At 69.9% G+C, this 13,579-nt stretch carries 13 protein-coding genes; 7 read left to right on the plus strand and 6 right to left on the minus strand.

Annotation, left to right across the window (positions count from 1 at the left end; genetic code table 11):
* Nucleotides 1-237: hypothetical protein (locus tag VFF46_RS26310; RefSeq protein WP_325039896.1), on the plus strand; the 237-nt coding region annotated here is incomplete at its 5' end.
* Here VFF46_RS26310 and VFF46_RS26315 read toward each other — a convergent pair.
* The 5 genes from VFF46_RS26315 to VFF46_RS26335 are packed head-to-tail and all read right to left on the minus strand — an operon-like array spanning nucleotide 215 to nucleotide 5,256.
* Nucleotides 215-1,465: a DUF58 domain-containing protein gene (locus tag VFF46_RS26315; protein WP_325039897.1), complete on the minus strand. Its 1,251-nt coding sequence runs from the start codon at nucleotides 1,463-1,465 to the stop codon at nucleotides 215-217. The genes VFF46_RS26310 and VFF46_RS26315 overlap by 23 nt on opposite strands.
* 41 nt (nucleotides 1,466-1,506) lie before the next feature.
* Nucleotides 1,507-2,478, minus strand: a complete 972-nt coding sequence (locus tag VFF46_RS26320) for a MoxR family ATPase (RefSeq protein ID WP_325039898.1) — start codon at nucleotides 2,476-2,478, stop codon at nucleotides 1,507-1,509.
* The gene (locus VFF46_RS26325) at nucleotides 2,475-3,614 is read right to left on the minus strand and encodes a DUF4350 domain-containing protein (protein WP_325039899.1); all 1,140 of its coding nucleotides are present in this window, start codon (nucleotides 3,612-3,614) and stop codon (nucleotides 2,475-2,477) included. The genes VFF46_RS26320 and VFF46_RS26325 overlap by 4 nt, the downstream gene beginning before the upstream one ends.
* Nucleotides 3,611-4,240 carry a DUF4129 domain-containing protein gene (locus tag VFF46_RS26330; protein ID WP_325039900.1) on the minus strand — a complete coding sequence of 210 codons (630 nt, stop codon included), beginning with the start codon at nucleotides 4,238-4,240 and terminating at the stop codon, nucleotides 3,611-3,613. The genes VFF46_RS26325 and VFF46_RS26330 overlap by 4 nt, the downstream gene beginning before the upstream one ends.
* Nucleotides 4,237-5,256 (minus strand): hypothetical protein, encoded by a 1,020-nt coding sequence (locus VFF46_RS26335; protein ID WP_325039901.1) that lies wholly within the window; start codon nucleotides 5,254-5,256, stop codon nucleotides 4,237-4,239. The genes VFF46_RS26330 and VFF46_RS26335 overlap by 4 nt, the downstream gene beginning before the upstream one ends.
* 229 nt (nucleotides 5,257-5,485) lie before the next feature.
* Between VFF46_RS26335 and mtrA the strand changes: the two genes are divergently transcribed.
* From mtrA to hpf, 5 genes are all read left to right on the plus strand, one after another.
* The gene (gene mtrA, locus VFF46_RS26340) at nucleotides 5,486-6,163 is read left to right on the plus strand and encodes an MtrAB system response regulator MtrA (RefSeq protein ID WP_209700103.1); all 678 of its coding nucleotides are present in this window, start codon (nucleotides 5,486-5,488) and stop codon (nucleotides 6,161-6,163) included.
* Between the two features lie 98 nt (nucleotides 6,164-6,261).
* Entirely contained in the window at nucleotides 6,262-7,938 is a 1,677-nt protein-coding gene (gene mtrB, locus VFF46_RS26345) for an MtrAB system histidine kinase MtrB (RefSeq protein ID WP_325039902.1), read from the plus strand.
* Nucleotides 7,935-9,695 carry an LpqB family beta-propeller domain-containing protein gene (locus VFF46_RS26350; protein WP_325039903.1) on the plus strand — a complete coding sequence of 587 codons (1,761 nt, stop codon included), beginning with the start codon at nucleotides 7,935-7,937 and terminating at the stop codon, nucleotides 9,693-9,695. The genes mtrB and VFF46_RS26350 overlap by 4 nt, the downstream gene beginning before the upstream one ends.
* Before the next feature lie 61 nt (nucleotides 9,696-9,756).
* Nucleotides 9,757-10,446, plus strand: coding sequence for a ComF family protein (locus VFF46_RS26355; protein WP_325039904.1), 690 nt, complete (start codon nucleotides 9,757-9,759; stop codon nucleotides 10,444-10,446).
* Nucleotides 10,447-10,663: 217 nt separating this feature from the next.
* Nucleotides 10,664-11,287, plus strand: a complete 624-nt coding sequence (gene hpf / locus VFF46_RS26360; protein ID WP_325039905.1) for a ribosome hibernation-promoting factor, HPF/YfiA family — start codon at nucleotides 10,664-10,666, stop codon at nucleotides 11,285-11,287.
* 59 nt (nucleotides 11,288-11,346) lie between these two features.
* On the opposite strand, the gene VFF46_RS26365 is transcribed toward hpf, so the two are convergent.
* Nucleotides 11,347-12,162 carry a serine protease gene (locus VFF46_RS26365; protein ID WP_325039906.1) on the minus strand — a complete coding sequence of 272 codons (816 nt, stop codon included), beginning with the start codon at nucleotides 12,160-12,162 and terminating at the stop codon, nucleotides 11,347-11,349.
* 135 nt (nucleotides 12,163-12,297) lie between these two features.
* Between VFF46_RS26365 and VFF46_RS26370 the strand changes: the two genes are divergently transcribed.
* Nucleotides 12,298-13,509, plus strand: a complete 1,212-nt coding sequence (locus tag VFF46_RS26370) for a winged helix-turn-helix domain-containing protein (protein ID WP_325039907.1) — start codon at nucleotides 12,298-12,300, stop codon at nucleotides 13,507-13,509.
* Nucleotides 13,510-13,579 lie beyond the last annotated feature (70 nt).

A 13,579-nucleotide genomic window follows, 5' to 3' on the forward strand; every position in this document is an offset into this window, starting at 1 on the left:
GACCCCGGCCGTCAAGCCCACCAAGTTGCCGTCTTGGCGAACGCCTACGGCCTGGACGACACCACTGAACTCATAGACGCGGTCCTGCAGCGCCAACTCGCCAACGTGCAGTTCTGGCTCGACAGACCCTGCGCAGCCGCCGCCGAACGCATCGCCTGGTCCCACCGCGAACACGCCTTCGTCACGGCCCACCGGGACGTCTTCGAAGCAGCTCTTACAGCCGACCGGCCTTCTTGAGGGCCAGGTAGGTGTCGGCGAGTGCCGGGGCGATCTTCTCCGGTGGCTCGTCCAGCACCGTGACACCGGCGCGGGTGAGGGTCGCGGTCAGGCGTTCGCGGTCCAGGCGGGTGCGGGCGGCCGACGCTGCGCCGTACACCTCGACCAGGTCCGCACGGGCTGACTCCAGTTCGGTCAGGCGTGGGTCGGCGACCGACGCGAGCAGTACGACGTGCCGTCGCAGCAGCGGGCCGATGACCGGCAGCAGCGACTCCTCGATCGCGGCCGGGTCCAGCCCGGTCAGCAGGACGACCAGCGACCGCTGACCGAGGCGTTCGAGGACCTGCGAGACGACGATCCGGAAGTCGGTCTGCACGAGCTCGGCCTCGACGTTCGCCAGCGCGTTCACGAACGACGGCAGCACGTCCTGTGGCGCGGGCCGTCGTACGTCCGCCCGGACCGCGGAATCGCAGGCCAGCAAGGAGACCCGGTCGCCCGCGCGGGTCGCGAGCGCGGCCAGCAGCAGCGCGGCGTCCATCGCGTGGTCGAGCCGGGGAGCATCGCCGACCCGGCCCGCGGACAGCCGCCCGGAGTCGATCACGATCGCGACCTGCCGGTCCCGCTCCGGCCGCCAGGTCCGCAGTACGACGTTCCCGCGCCGGGCCGTGGCCCGCCAGTCGATGCTCCGGACGTCGTCACCCGGTACGTAGTCCCGGAGCGAGTCGAACTCCGTCCCCTGCCCGCGCACCAGCAGCGCCGTACGGCCGTCCAGCTCGCGCAACCGCGCCAGCCGCGACGGCAGGTGCTTGCGGCTCTTGAACGGCGGCAACGCCCGCACGGTCCACGGCACCTGGTGTGACCCCTGCCGTCCCGCGAACCCCAGCGGGCCGATGGCTCGTACCGTCACCCGGCTCGCCTGCCGGTCGCCGCGACGCGTTGGCACCAGGTGGGTCGTCACCCGGCGCCGCTCACCCGACGGCAGGTCCAGCTTGTGTGGCGGATCCAGTACGCCGGCAGACGGCGGCCAGGCGTCCCGCAGTACCCCTCGCACCCGACGGCCCGGGTTGGTGACCAGCATGGTCACGACAGCCTGCTCACCGAGCCGTACGGCGTTGTCACCGTCACGGCTGAACTGCAACCGCCGCGGCGACCCTGCGAGCAGTATGTCCACCAGACACACCACCAGCACCGCTGCAACGACCACGCCGACCCCAGCCCATGACGGCATCACCAGGGCGACAAAAACCACTCCAGCTGCTGCCAAGACGCCGGCCCGGCCCGTAAGAACCATCAGCGTGGAACCGGCACCGTAGCGAGCACGCTCTCCAGTACTGCGTCCGCGCTGACACCTTCCAGCTCCGCCTCGGGGCGTACCTGGACCCGGTGCCGCAGGCAAGGACGTGCCATCGCCTTCACGTCGTCCGGGATCACGTAGTCGCGCCCTGACAGCCAGGCCCAGGCACGGGAGACCGCCAGCAGCGCAGTAGCTCCACGCGGCGACACCCCGAGCTGCAGTGACGGCGACTGACGCGTAGCGCGACACAGGTCGACGACGTAGGCCAGTACGTCCTGCCGGACCGCAACCTGGCGTACGGCGTGCTGCCCTGCTGCCAAGTCCTCCGGCCCTGCCACCGGTCGCAGGCCCGCGGCTTCAAGATCGCGCGGATCGAAGCCCTGCGCGTGCCGAGCGAGTACGGCGATCTCCGCGTCGCGCGGCGGGATGTCCAGCGTCACCTTGAGCAGGAAGCGGTCCAGCTGCGCCTCCGGCAGCGGGTAGGTGCCTTCGTACTCCACGGGGTTCTGGGTGGCGGCCACGACGAACGGCACCGGCAGCTTGCGCGGTTCACCGTCAACGGTGACCTGTCGCTCCTCCATCGCCTCCAGCAGCGCGGCCTGGGTCTTCGGTGGCGTCCGGTTGATCTCGTCCGCCAGCAGGATGTTCGTGAACACAGGCCCCCGGCGGAACTCGAACTCCGAGGTCTTCGCGTCGTACACGAGCGACCCGGTGACGTCACCCGGCATCAGGTCCGGCGTGAACTGCACGCGCTTGGTCTCCAGCCGCATCGCTGTCGACAGTGCGCGCACCATCAGCGTCTTCGCCGTACCGGGAACGCCTTCCAGCAGCACGTGGCCGCGGCAGAGCAGTGCGAGCACCAGTGCGGTCACGGCGGTGTCCTGTCCGACCACCGCCTTGCCGATCTCGGTCCGGAGTGCGACCAGCGCCTCCCGGGCCTGGTCCGCGGTGACCTCGGTAGTCGTCACGGGTGTCGTACCTCCTGCGTCAGTACGTCGAGTTCATGGGACAGAGACATCAGAGCGGCGTCAGTGAGTGGGGGCAGTCCGTAGAGCAGTTCGTACAGCATTGCCGGGTTCCGGCCGGTCCGTGCGGCGACCGTAGCGACAACAGCGGACGGATCGGCCCGCCGGGGGATGCCGTGCGCCTTGTGCAGCTGGCCGAGCGCTGACTCACGTAGCGCCGCTGCAGCGCGATCACGGGCTCGTGAACGCCGGTAGAGCCGCGCCCTGCCCTCCGTGGTCTCAGCAGCGTGCACGATCACCGGCAGCCGCTCAGCCACGACAGGACCGAGCCGCCGCCCGCGCCAGATCGCTGTTATCAGTACGGCGAACGCCAGCGCCCAGCCGATGTAGCGGACGTACGGCGGAATCAGTGGAGGACCGTCCTGGCCGGTGTTGACACCAGTGGACTCGAACTGCGGCAGGTACCAGGTCAGGTCCTTGTGCGTGCCCATCAGGTTGAGCGCCAGTGCCGCGTTGCCGTCCTTGGCCAGCTGGTCGTTGGTGAACGACGTCGCCGTACCCACCACGTCGATGATCCGGTCCCCGAGCTGCAGCCGGACCACGGTGTTGTAGATGCCGTCGCCGTAGCAGCTGGTCGCGGCTCCCGGAGCGATGTACGTCGGCCCGCTGACAGTCGCCGTACCGGCCTTGACCGCGGCCGGCAGGTTGCACCCGGGCTGACGGCTACCCGACGACACCGAGTCGCCACTCAGCTGCACCCCCGGAGCGAGTGCTCGCAAGGCCGCGCCGCTGGGCCGGATCAGGATGACGTGGCTCCACTCCGCCCGAGCGATCCGCTGCCAGCCGGGCGAGTCCAGCGAACCCGAAGGCGCGACGAGCAGGGTCTTGCCATCACCTGGCTGCGTGGCGTCGTCCAGCGACTCAGTGCCGTGGACGTCGACGTTGTGGTTCTTCAGCAACGCTGCCAGCGCACGTGCTCCGTCTGCCTTCGTGGAGTCCGGGCTGAACGTTCCTGAGGTCTGCGACGACGTAGCGATCAGTACGACGATCGCGGCCAGTACGACGACACCTGTCACCAGCAAGGGCGTCCGCAGCGCGCGCCAGCTCTCAACGACGCCCCGTGCCTCCGAGGTACTCATACAGCCACCCGGGCGACCCGTGCGGCGTTGTCGGCCGTTACTACAGCGGCGTACCGCTCAGGTGTGCCCGGACGGTTGCCGTAGACAACCTCTGTGAACACCTGTGCGGCCGGCTGAAGGATCTCCCGCAGTGCCGGGGCTGCCTTGGACGCGTCGGCGACCACCTCGTACGCCGTACGTCCGGGCCGCTCGTCCAGCAGGGTGCGCTCGGTCAGCTCGGCAACACACGCCCGGAACCGGCTGCGGATCGCCAACGCGAAGTCACCGGACGCGGCCTCCCGTTCCGCCAGCGCACGGTACTCCGCCGCGCTGTGCGGGCGGGCCGTGTCGAAGACGGCCTGGGACGCCGACTTCTTGCTGGTCCGCAGTACGCCGGCCCGCCAGAGCACGACGCCGACGACCAGCAACAGCAGGCAGATCAGCACGGCCAGACCGGCGTGGCCGTTCGGTGAGGTGCCGGTGAGGCTGTCCAGCAAGTCCCTGATCCAGTTGACGACCTTGTCGAGCGCCTTGCCGATCAGCGAACCCGAGTCCCGGTACGCCGACTTGGACAGCTCCTTGGCCGCCTCCTGGGCGGCCTGGTCCCGGTCGACGTCGACGGGCGGCTCCAGCGGGAGGAGATTCACACCGGGCCCCCAGATCGCAGTGCCGGACGCATCCACAGGTCGAGACCTTCGCGCCGGACCCGCAGGTCCAGGTAGATCAGGGCCTGGACGGCGGACATGAACGCCAGGCTCGCGATCACCGTCATCAGCGACGCCACGCCGACCGCGACACCGAGCAAGACGGTCGCCACGGTGGCGCCGGTGCTGCCGTCCGGCCCGGCCCAGTTGCCGACCGTGAGCGTCAGCGTCGTGACACCGAACTGCAGCGCGTAGCTGATGATGTTGACCACCACACCGCCGAACAACAGGATCCCGAACACCCGCCAGAACTTTCCCCGCACCAGCCGCCACGACCGCCGCAGCGCACCCCACACGCCCACCCGCTCCGGGATGTAGAGCCCGATGTCCGGTGAGTGCCGCCCCTCCATCAGTACGACGGTCCCGGCGAGCACGAGCCGGATACCGAAGATCAGCACCAGCACACCGCCGACCAGCATCATGACCAGCGCTACGGCGCCCGCGACGTCCGAGGAGATCGCTGCGTCCGCACCGGCGCCGATACCGAGCACGGCGAGGCCCCAGCCGCCGATGAGCAGTACGAACGACAGGGACTGCATCAGACCCACAGCAGCGAGTGCCGGCAGCGCAGGTCGCACCAGCCGCAAGAGCTCACGCGGCCCGGCCCGGTGCGCCAGCTGGCTGCGTACTGCGGCCAGGGCGATGATTCCGGCCAGCATGCTCGACACCACGGAGAACAGCACGACCTGTACGCCGTACGTCAGCAGCAGCGCCGAACCGGCCTGCCCGAACGGATCGTTTGCGCTGAAGAACCCGGACAGGCCACCCGGTACGGCGATCTCGGTCAGCGCCGCCTGCAGCGCGAGCAGGGCGATGCCGGCCAGGACCGGCAGGCCCAGCATGATCGTCTTGTTGTCGGAGATGGTCCGGGCGGCGTTGTCCAGCAGGTCCGCGGGCAGCCACGGCCGGAGCGGCTCGGACGCCACGTCGTCGTGCAGTTTCAGGTTCTGATCAGCCATTCGCGGACCCCTCCTCCCCGGGTGACGAGTTGTGGTGGACCCCGGCAGTGCACCATGATCCCGGATGATCACAGCCCAACTCGGGGGTCACACGGCGATCCGGCGTGTGCACTACCGCGGGAATGGGACACTATCCGTAGTGCGTACGGCCTGGCACCCGCCGCGCGCATCCGATCGGTCGGCAAGCGGACGGCAAGGAGCTATGGGCGTGGCAGACGGTAACCGGACGATGCGGGGCCGGATCCTCATCGTCGACGACGACACTGCGTTGTCGGAGATGCTCAGCATCGTGCTGCGCAACGAGGGCTACGACACCTATCTGTGCGCGACCGGTGACAAGGCGGTACCGGCGTTCCGCGAGTTCAAGCCGGACCTGCTGCTCCTGGACCTGATGCTGCCCGGGATGGACGGGATCGACGTCTGCCGCGCGATCCGGGCCGAGTCCGGCGTGCCGATCGTGATGCTGACCGCCAAGAGCGACACCGTGGACGTGGTCCTCGGGCTCGAGTCGGGTGCCGACGACTACGTGGTGAAGCCGTTCAAGCCGAAGGAGCTGGTGGCCCGGATCCGGGCCCGGCTGCGCCGGATGGACGAGCCCGGCCCGGAGTCGCTGGCGATCGGCGACCTGACCATCGACGTCGCCGGCCACTCGGTGAAGCGGGCCGGCGAGACGATCCAGCTCACGCCGCTGGAGTTCGACCTGCTGGTCTGCCTGGCGTCGAAGCCCTGGCAGGTGTTCACCCGCGAGGTGCTGCTGGAGCAGGTCTGGGGGTACCGGCACGCCGCCGACACCCGGCTGGTGAACGTGCACGTCCAGCGGCTGCGCTCCAAGATCGAGAAGGACCCTGAGCACCCGGAGATCGTGGTCACGGTCCGCGGTGTCGGATACAAGGCTGGTGCGGACTGATCGAGTACGGACGCGACCAAGAGTCGCCGGCCGGCGCTCCGGAGACCGTCACCGTCGGTGCCGCGGAGCAGCCGCCGCCGGCCCCGCCCGAGCAGGAGGTGGCCGAGTCCCGCGGGACGGAGCTGGAGCTCACGTCCACCGCGGCGGACTGGTCTGCCCAGCCGCAGCCGCTCTGGCGTACCCACCCCAGGCACTGGCCGGACATCTGGCGGCGCTCGATCCAGGCCCGGATCGTCACCGGCACCCTGCTGATGTCGACGCTGGTACTGATCCTGGTCGGCTGGGTGATGATGAGCCAGGTCACCGACGGCGTCCTGGAGTCCCGCCGGGACAGCGCGCAGGCCGAGGTCCGCGCGCAGCTGCAGCAGCTGTCCGCCTCGATCGACGCCGCGAACCGGAACACCGTCAACCAGCAGCTGTCCGAGCTGGTCCTCGGCTCCAACCGCCCGGGCCTGTACGACGTACTGCTGGTCCCGACCGACCAGGCCGCGTCCAACGCGATCCGCTACACCGGACTGGTCGACAGTGACTCGATCCCGCCGGCCTTGGCGTCGTCCGTGGTCAGCGACGGCGACAAGCTGTGGGACACCTACACCCGGATCAACTACCGGGACAGCCCGAGCGTCCCGGGCCTGGTGATCGGCTCTCAGATCCGGATCGATTCCACCGGTGACAAGTACTCCATCTACTTCCTGTTCCCGCTCACAGCGCAGCAGGAGACCCTGGACGTCGTTCAGCGCGCTCTGGTGACCGCGGGGCTGCTGCTGATCGTTCTGCTCGGCGCTATCGCCTGGCTGGTCACCCGGCAGGTCGTCACGCCGGTGCGGATGGCCCGGCGGATCGCTGAGCGCCTGGCGGCCGGCAAGCTCGAGGAGCGGATGCAGGTCCGCGGTACCGACGACCTGGCCCGGCTGGCGGTCTCCTTCAACAAGATGGCCTCCAACCTGCAGCGGCAGATCCGCCGGCTGGAGGAGCTGTCCCGGCTGCAGCGCCGGTTCGTGTCGGACGTGTCGCACGAGCTGCGCACGCCGCTGACCACGGTCCGGATGGCTGCCGACCTGCTGCACGAGAGCCGCGACCAGTTCGACCCGATCAGCCGCCGCTCGGTGGAGCTGCTGCAGAACGAGCTCAACCGGTTCGAGGAGCTGCTCGCGGACCTGCTGGAGATCAGCAGGTTCGACGCCGGCGCGGCTGCCCTGGACCTGGAGGACGTGGACCTGCGCGACATCGTCAACCGCGTCCTGGAGAACCACGAGACCCTGCTGGAGCGCAAGGGCTGCCCGGTCGAGCTGGACATGAAGACGCCGTGCCGGGCCAAGGTCGACTCCCGCCGGATCGAGCGGATCCTGCGGAACCTGATCGGCAACGCGATCGAGCACAGCGAGGGCCTGCCGATCAAGATCAGCACGGCGTACGACGACGACGCCGCCGCGGTGGCCGTCCGCGACCACGGGGTGGGGTTCCGCGCCGAGGAGGCGGAGATGGTGTTCAGCCGGTTCTGGCGGGCGGACCCGGCGCGTGCCCGGACCACCGGCGGTACCGGTCTCGGCCTGTCGATCGCGCTCGAGGACGCCCGGCTGCACGGCGGCCGCCTGGACGCGTGGGGCTCGCCGGGGGAGGGCGCCTACTTCCGGCTGACCCTGCCGCGCCGGCCCGACGTCGCCCTGACCGGGTCGCCGCTGCCGCCGCGCCCGCCCGACGCGGCCCGGGTGATCACCGAGCTCGTCGACGTGGGCGCGCCGTACCAGAAACTGAAGGGCGGTGACGACCGGTGAGGCGCCGGCTGGTCGTCGTACTGCTCTCGGTTGCCCTGCTCGCCGGCTGTGCGACGGTGCCGACCAAGGGCACGATCCGCCAGGGCGAGCGCGCCGGATCGGCCCCCGACCTGGGCGGTGTCGGCGTCGAGGCCAAGCCGCCGCGGGCGAACGTCGGCGACATGTCGATCGTCAGCGGCTTCCTGGAGGCCATGTCGGACTCCCAGGCGTACGACGTCGCGCGCCAGTACATGACCCCGGCCGCGGGCGGGAGCTGGAAGCCCGAGTCGCAGACCGTGGTGTACGACCAGCAGCCCGACTCGCTCACCCGTAAGCCCAACGGGATCCAGCTGACCGCGAAGAAGATCGCCACCATCAACGACCGCGGCGAGTGGATCCCGGCGCCCCCGGGCGCGAAGGCCGACTTCTTCTTCAAGCTGAAGAAGGTCAACGACCAGCTGCGCGTCGACTCGGTCCCGCCGGGCGCCTACCTGGGCAGCAACCAGGTCGACCTGAAGCTCGCCGCCCGCGACCTGTACTTCTTGAACCAGACCAAGGACATGCTGGTCCCGGACCCGGTCTACCTTCCGCAGAACCTCCCGTCCGGCCAGGCCGCGACCCAGATCATCCAGGAGCTGCTGAAGGGCCCGACCAGCCGGCTCGGCAACGGTGTGGTCTCCGCGGCGCCGCCCGGTACCGAAGTGCAGGTGTCGGTCCCGGTCGATCTGGGTGTCGCCAACGTGGCGCTGAACGACACGGCCAGCTCGCTCCGCGAGCAGGACCGGCAGCTGCTGGCGGCGCAGATCGTCTGGACGCTCAACCAGCTCAACCTGCGGGCCAAGATCACCGTCGGCGGCGCACCGCTGCTCCCGGACTATCCCGAGGTACTGCCGTTCCCCACGTTCAGCGGGCTGGACCCGCAGCTGCCGGGCCCGGCGATGACCAAGCTGTACGGCCTGCAGAAGGACCTGCCGCACCGGATCGCCGGTCAGGACGGCTCCACGGACGTCTCGGCCCAGCCGCTCAGCAACAGCCCGCTGTGGCAGTACCACGCGCAGTCCTTCGCCGTCACGCTCACCGGGACCGCCGGGGCGATCGTCACCACCGACGGGCACGACATCGTGTACGGCGCTCTGGACCCGGCCGGCAAGGACGACAAGAAAAAGTCCACGTTCAAGGTCGACGGGAAGACGCTGCCGCCGAGCTTCGACAAGGAGAACAACCTCTGGGTCCTGGACCGGGCGGACACCGACCACCCGCGGCTCCGCGTCCGCGGTGACAACGGCTTGCTGGACCCCGTCCAGACCGACTTCAAGGGTGACACCCCGCTCGCGCTGCGGATGGCTCCGGACGGCGTCCGGGCGCTGCTGGTGATGCAGAGCGCCAAGACCGGCCAGAACTACGTCGAGACCGCGACCGTGCAGAGCACCAACGGCGGCAAGCAGCTGGTGCTCGGGGCCTTCCGGCCGCTGCAGCTGCCGCTCACCAGCATCTCCGACGCCGCCTGGAGCAAGGCGGGCTTCATCGTGATCGGTGCCACCGGTACGTCGGGGCGCCAGATCTGGTCGGTCAACGTGGACGGCTCGAGCCTGCAGCCGCTGCCCGGGTCGTCGCCGAACTTCGCGCCCGAGCACGTCGTGTCGAACGTGAACAAGGACACCCTGCCGGTGATCCAGGACGACACCGGCAAGATCCACTGGCTGACCAAGGACCTGCTCTGGGTCGGGATGGACGCCGACGGCGACCACCCACCGATCGTCCCGACGTACCCCGGGTAGTTGTCCACAGGCGCCGTACGGCGGACTTGAGGTACCGCGGCCGGTCCCGGATCGTGGGGGGATGCCGGTGCGGGACGCGTTCGCCGATCTGCTGCTGGGCGGGCGCTGCGCGGGCTGCGACCGGCCCGGCGTCACGCTCTGTGGTGGTTGCCGTCGGCTACTGACGGGTCTGACTCCGTTCCGTGCTTGGCCGGACCCACGACCCGCCGGGCTGCCGCCGCCGACCGCGGCCGCGCCGTACGCCGATCAGCTCCGGCAGCTGATCCTCGCGCACAAGGAACACGCCCGGTACGCGCTCGCCCGGCCGCTCGGGCGGCTGCTCGCGGACGCCGTCCGGACCGCGCTCGGGGACCGGCGGGCGGTCTGGCTGTGCCCGGTTCCGTCGCCCCGGGCAACGGTCCGGCAGCGCGGCCACGACCCGCTCCGGCGGATTACGAAGGCTGCCGTCAGATCCCTGTGCAGGCAGGGGATCGACGCCCGCGCGGCGGCGGCGTTGCGGATCGTCAGGCGCCCCGACGACCAGGCCGGGCTGTCCGCGGAACGCCGTACCGCCAATCTGGACGGGGCTTTCGCGGCGCGTTCGCCCTGGGCTGAAACGCTGATCGATCAACCGGTCCTGCTGGTCGACGACGTGATCACCACCGGTTCCACGCTCACCGAAGCCGCCCGGGCCTTGGAAACCGTGGGTGTCAGGGTGCTCGGCTGCGCCGTCCTGGCCGCCACTGCAAGACACCGGACGTCTGGTTCATGAGAACTTCTCTACCGGTTTTCGCCGAAGCCGACTAGCGTTGGCCTATGACACCCGCTAGGGCTTGTCGGGCAGTGCAGTGGTGGAGGACCGGATCAGCCGGATTCCTCGCCACGGGGTCCGACGGGTTCGACAGCGGGTGTCGTCGTTTCGGGACCCGTCACCACCAGTACGGGGGTCCGGACACGTAAAAAGAAGTCGCCGATCGATGGAGGTTTCCGTGGACGTCGTTGTCAAGGGTCATCACTGCGAGGTCAGTGACCGCTTCCGGCAGTACGTCGAGGAAAAACTCGAGCGGATCGAGAAAGTCGATCACCGGGTACTGCGTTGCGAGGTGGAAGTCAGTCAGGAGAAGAACCCGCGACAGCACGATCGGGCGATGCGTGTCGAGCTCACCATGTACACCAAGGGGCCGGTGGTCCGCGCAGAGGCGTGCGGCGAGACCAAGTCGGCGGCCTTCGACGTCTGTCTGGACCGGCTGCGGACCCAGGTCCGCAAGGCGGCCGACCGGCGCCGGGTGCACGGTGGGAGGACGCCGGAAGGCCTGCGGCACGTGAACGCGAAACAGCCGCTCAACGGCAACGCACCTGTAGTGGAGGAACCAGTCGCCGACGACGAGGTGGCGACGCACAAGTACGGATCCCTCACGGTCACCGGCGACGGTCCGCTGGTGATGCGCGAGAAGACCCACTCCGCCAAGCCGATGACCCTGGACCAGGCTCTCTACGAGCTCGAACTGGTCGGGCACGACTTCTACCTGTTCGTCGACGCCGACGAGAACCAGCCGAGCGTGGTCTACCGCCGTCGCGGTTACGACTACGGCGTGATCCGGCTGTCCGTCTGAGCCTTCGGAGGAGCACACCGGAAAGGGCCGGGCGGATCGCCCGGCCCTTTCGTGTGGACTCAGCTGTCGATCTGCTGCTGCAGCTCGGCGGCGTACGTCGCCACCTGGGCGTAGACACCCGGGTTGCCGGCGTCCGCGCAGCCGACGCCCCAGGAAACGACGCCGAACAGGCGGCCGTTGAGGACCAGCGGGCCGCCGGAGTCGCCCTGGCAGGAGTCCTTGCCGCCCTGCTCGTACCCGGCGCAGATCTCGCCGTCGGGGGTGTACCCCTGGCTCGCGTACTGCTTGGCGCAGTAGTCGTCACCCAGCACCGGCACGTCGACCTTCTGGAAGGTGTCCTCCGGGCCGGTGCCCTCCGTCGAGCCCCAGCCGTACACGACCGACGCGGCGCCGGCCTTGTCCGCCGCCTTGTCGGTCTCCAGCGCCAGCGTCGGTACGCCGTCGAACGGCGTCGCGAGCGTCAGTACCGCGACGTCGTGCGCGGGGGACTTGCCGTACTCCGGGTCCACCCAGATGCTGGCGATCTTCGATTCCTTGCCGGTCGACTTGTCGGTCAGCACGTCCCGGCCCTGGACGGCGGTGTAGGTGGAGACCGCCTCCTGTGCGCAGTGGGCGGCGGTGACGATCTTGTTCGCCTTGACCAGCGTGGAGCCGCACCATTCGCCTGACGCGGCGGGTGAGCCGCTGTTCGACAGCTGGATGGCCCACGGGGCGTCGGCGGTGTGGGCGACGGTGCCGCCGACGATCCGGTTGACGGGTCCACCGGGGGTCTGCGCGGCCGACGCGGTGCCGGCCACGGCCACCGCGCCGAGGGACGCCGCGGTCAGGACACCGGCCGCGAGGGCAGCGCGGACCACAGACTTCTTTCCTGTCATGCCTCACTCCAGGGTGATAGGGGCCGCACGGGCGGACGTGCCTGCTGGCAGGGTCCCCCGAACACCATCCGTAGCGCACCTCCCACTTTCGGTAACTCGCAAGTTATGTCGGTGCCACCAGGCACAATGCGCGCCATGACGACACAGGTACTGTCCACGGCGCAGGCGCGGCGGGTCGCGCTGGCGGCGCAGGGGTTCATGGATCCGCGGCCGAAGGGGATTCCGGACGCGCGGGCGCTGTCCCGGGTGCTCGGCCGGATCGGGCTGATCCAGATCGACTCGGTGAACGTGCTGAGCCGCACGCAGTACCTGCCGCTCTACTCCCGCCTCGGGCCGTACCCGCGCGACCTGCTGGACCGCGCCGCCGGCAAGGCCCCGCGCCGCCTGGTCGAGTACTGGGCGCACGAGGCGTCGCTGATCCCGGTCGAGACGCACCCGCTGATGCGCTGGCGGATGGCCCGCGCGACCACCGAGGCCTGGGGCGGGCCGCGGTCGATCGCGCAGCAGCGCCCGGACCTGGTCAAGCAGGTGCTCGCCGACGTCCGCAGCCATGGGCCGCTGACCGCCCGCGAGATCGACGACGACGTCGAGCGCACCAAGGACAACTGGGGCTGGAACTGGTCGGACGTGAAGCGCGCCCTCGAGTTCCTGTTCTTCGCCGGCGAGATCACCGTGGCCCGGCGCAACCAGCAGTTCGAGCGCATGTACGACGTACCCGAGCGGGTGCTGCCCCGGGCGGTGCTCGACACGCCGACGCCGTCGCACGACGAGGCGCACCGCGGGCTGGTGTCGATCGCGGCCCGGGCACACGGGGTGGCGACCGCGCAGTGCCTGCGGGACTACTTCCGGACCGCGCCGGAGCCGACCCTGCAGGCGATCGCCGAGCTGGTCGACGACGGCGAGCTGCTGCCGGTCCGGATCGACGGCTGGAAGCGCCCGGCGTACCTGCACAAGGACGCCCGGCTGCCGCGCCGGGTGAACACCCGCGCCCTGGTCAGCCCGTTCGACTCGCTGGTGTTCGAGCGCACCCGGACCGAGGTCCTGTTCGACTTCCGGTACCGGATCGAGATCTACGTCCCGGCCGAGAAGCGCGTGCACGGGTACTACGTGCTCCCGTTCCTGCTCGGGGACCGGCTGGTGGCCCGCGTCGACCTGAAGGCGGACCGCCCCGGCGGCGTACTGCTCGTCCAGTCGGCGCACGCCGAGCCGAAAGCACCGGTGGAGACCGCGGAGGAGCTGGCCGCCGAGCTGGTCCAGCTGGCCGGCTGGCTCGGCCTCGACCAGGTCCGGGTGGCCGGCGGCGGTGACCTCTCGCCCGCGCTGAGTGACGCCCTGCGCGGTTCCTGAGAGGATGCTGGGAACTTTCCGCCCGCCCCGAGCGTGGGTCAGGTGGGGCAGGGAGGGTGTCGGGGGACCC

Source organism: Kribbella sp. (assembly GCF_035655035.1).
Taxonomy (GTDB): Bacteria; Actinomycetota; Actinomycetes; order Propionibacteriales; family Kribbellaceae; genus Kribbella.

Coding starts and splice junctions, on each gene's coding strand:
- VFF46_RS26325 (WP_325039899.1), bottom strand. CDS start 3,614: ATGAGTACCTCGGAGGCACGGGGCGTCGTTGAGAGCTGGCGCGCGCTG.
- mtrA (WP_209700103.1), top strand. CDS start 5,486: ATGCGGGGCCGGATCCTCATCGTCGACGACGACACTGCGTTGTCGGAG.
- VFF46_RS26335 (WP_325039901.1), bottom strand. CDS start 5,256: ATGGCTGATCAGAACCTGAAACTGCACGACGACGTGGCGTCCGAGCCG.
- VFF46_RS26355 (WP_325039904.1), top strand. CDS start 9,757: ATGCCGGTGCGGGACGCGTTCGCCGATCTGCTGCTGGGCGGGCGCTGC.
- VFF46_RS26365 (WP_325039906.1), bottom strand. CDS start 12,162: ATGACAGGAAAGAAGTCTGTGGTCCGCGCTGCCCTCGCGGCCGGTGTC.
- VFF46_RS26370 (WP_325039907.1), top strand. CDS start 12,298: ATGACGACACAGGTACTGTCCACGGCGCAGGCGCGGCGGGTCGCGCTG.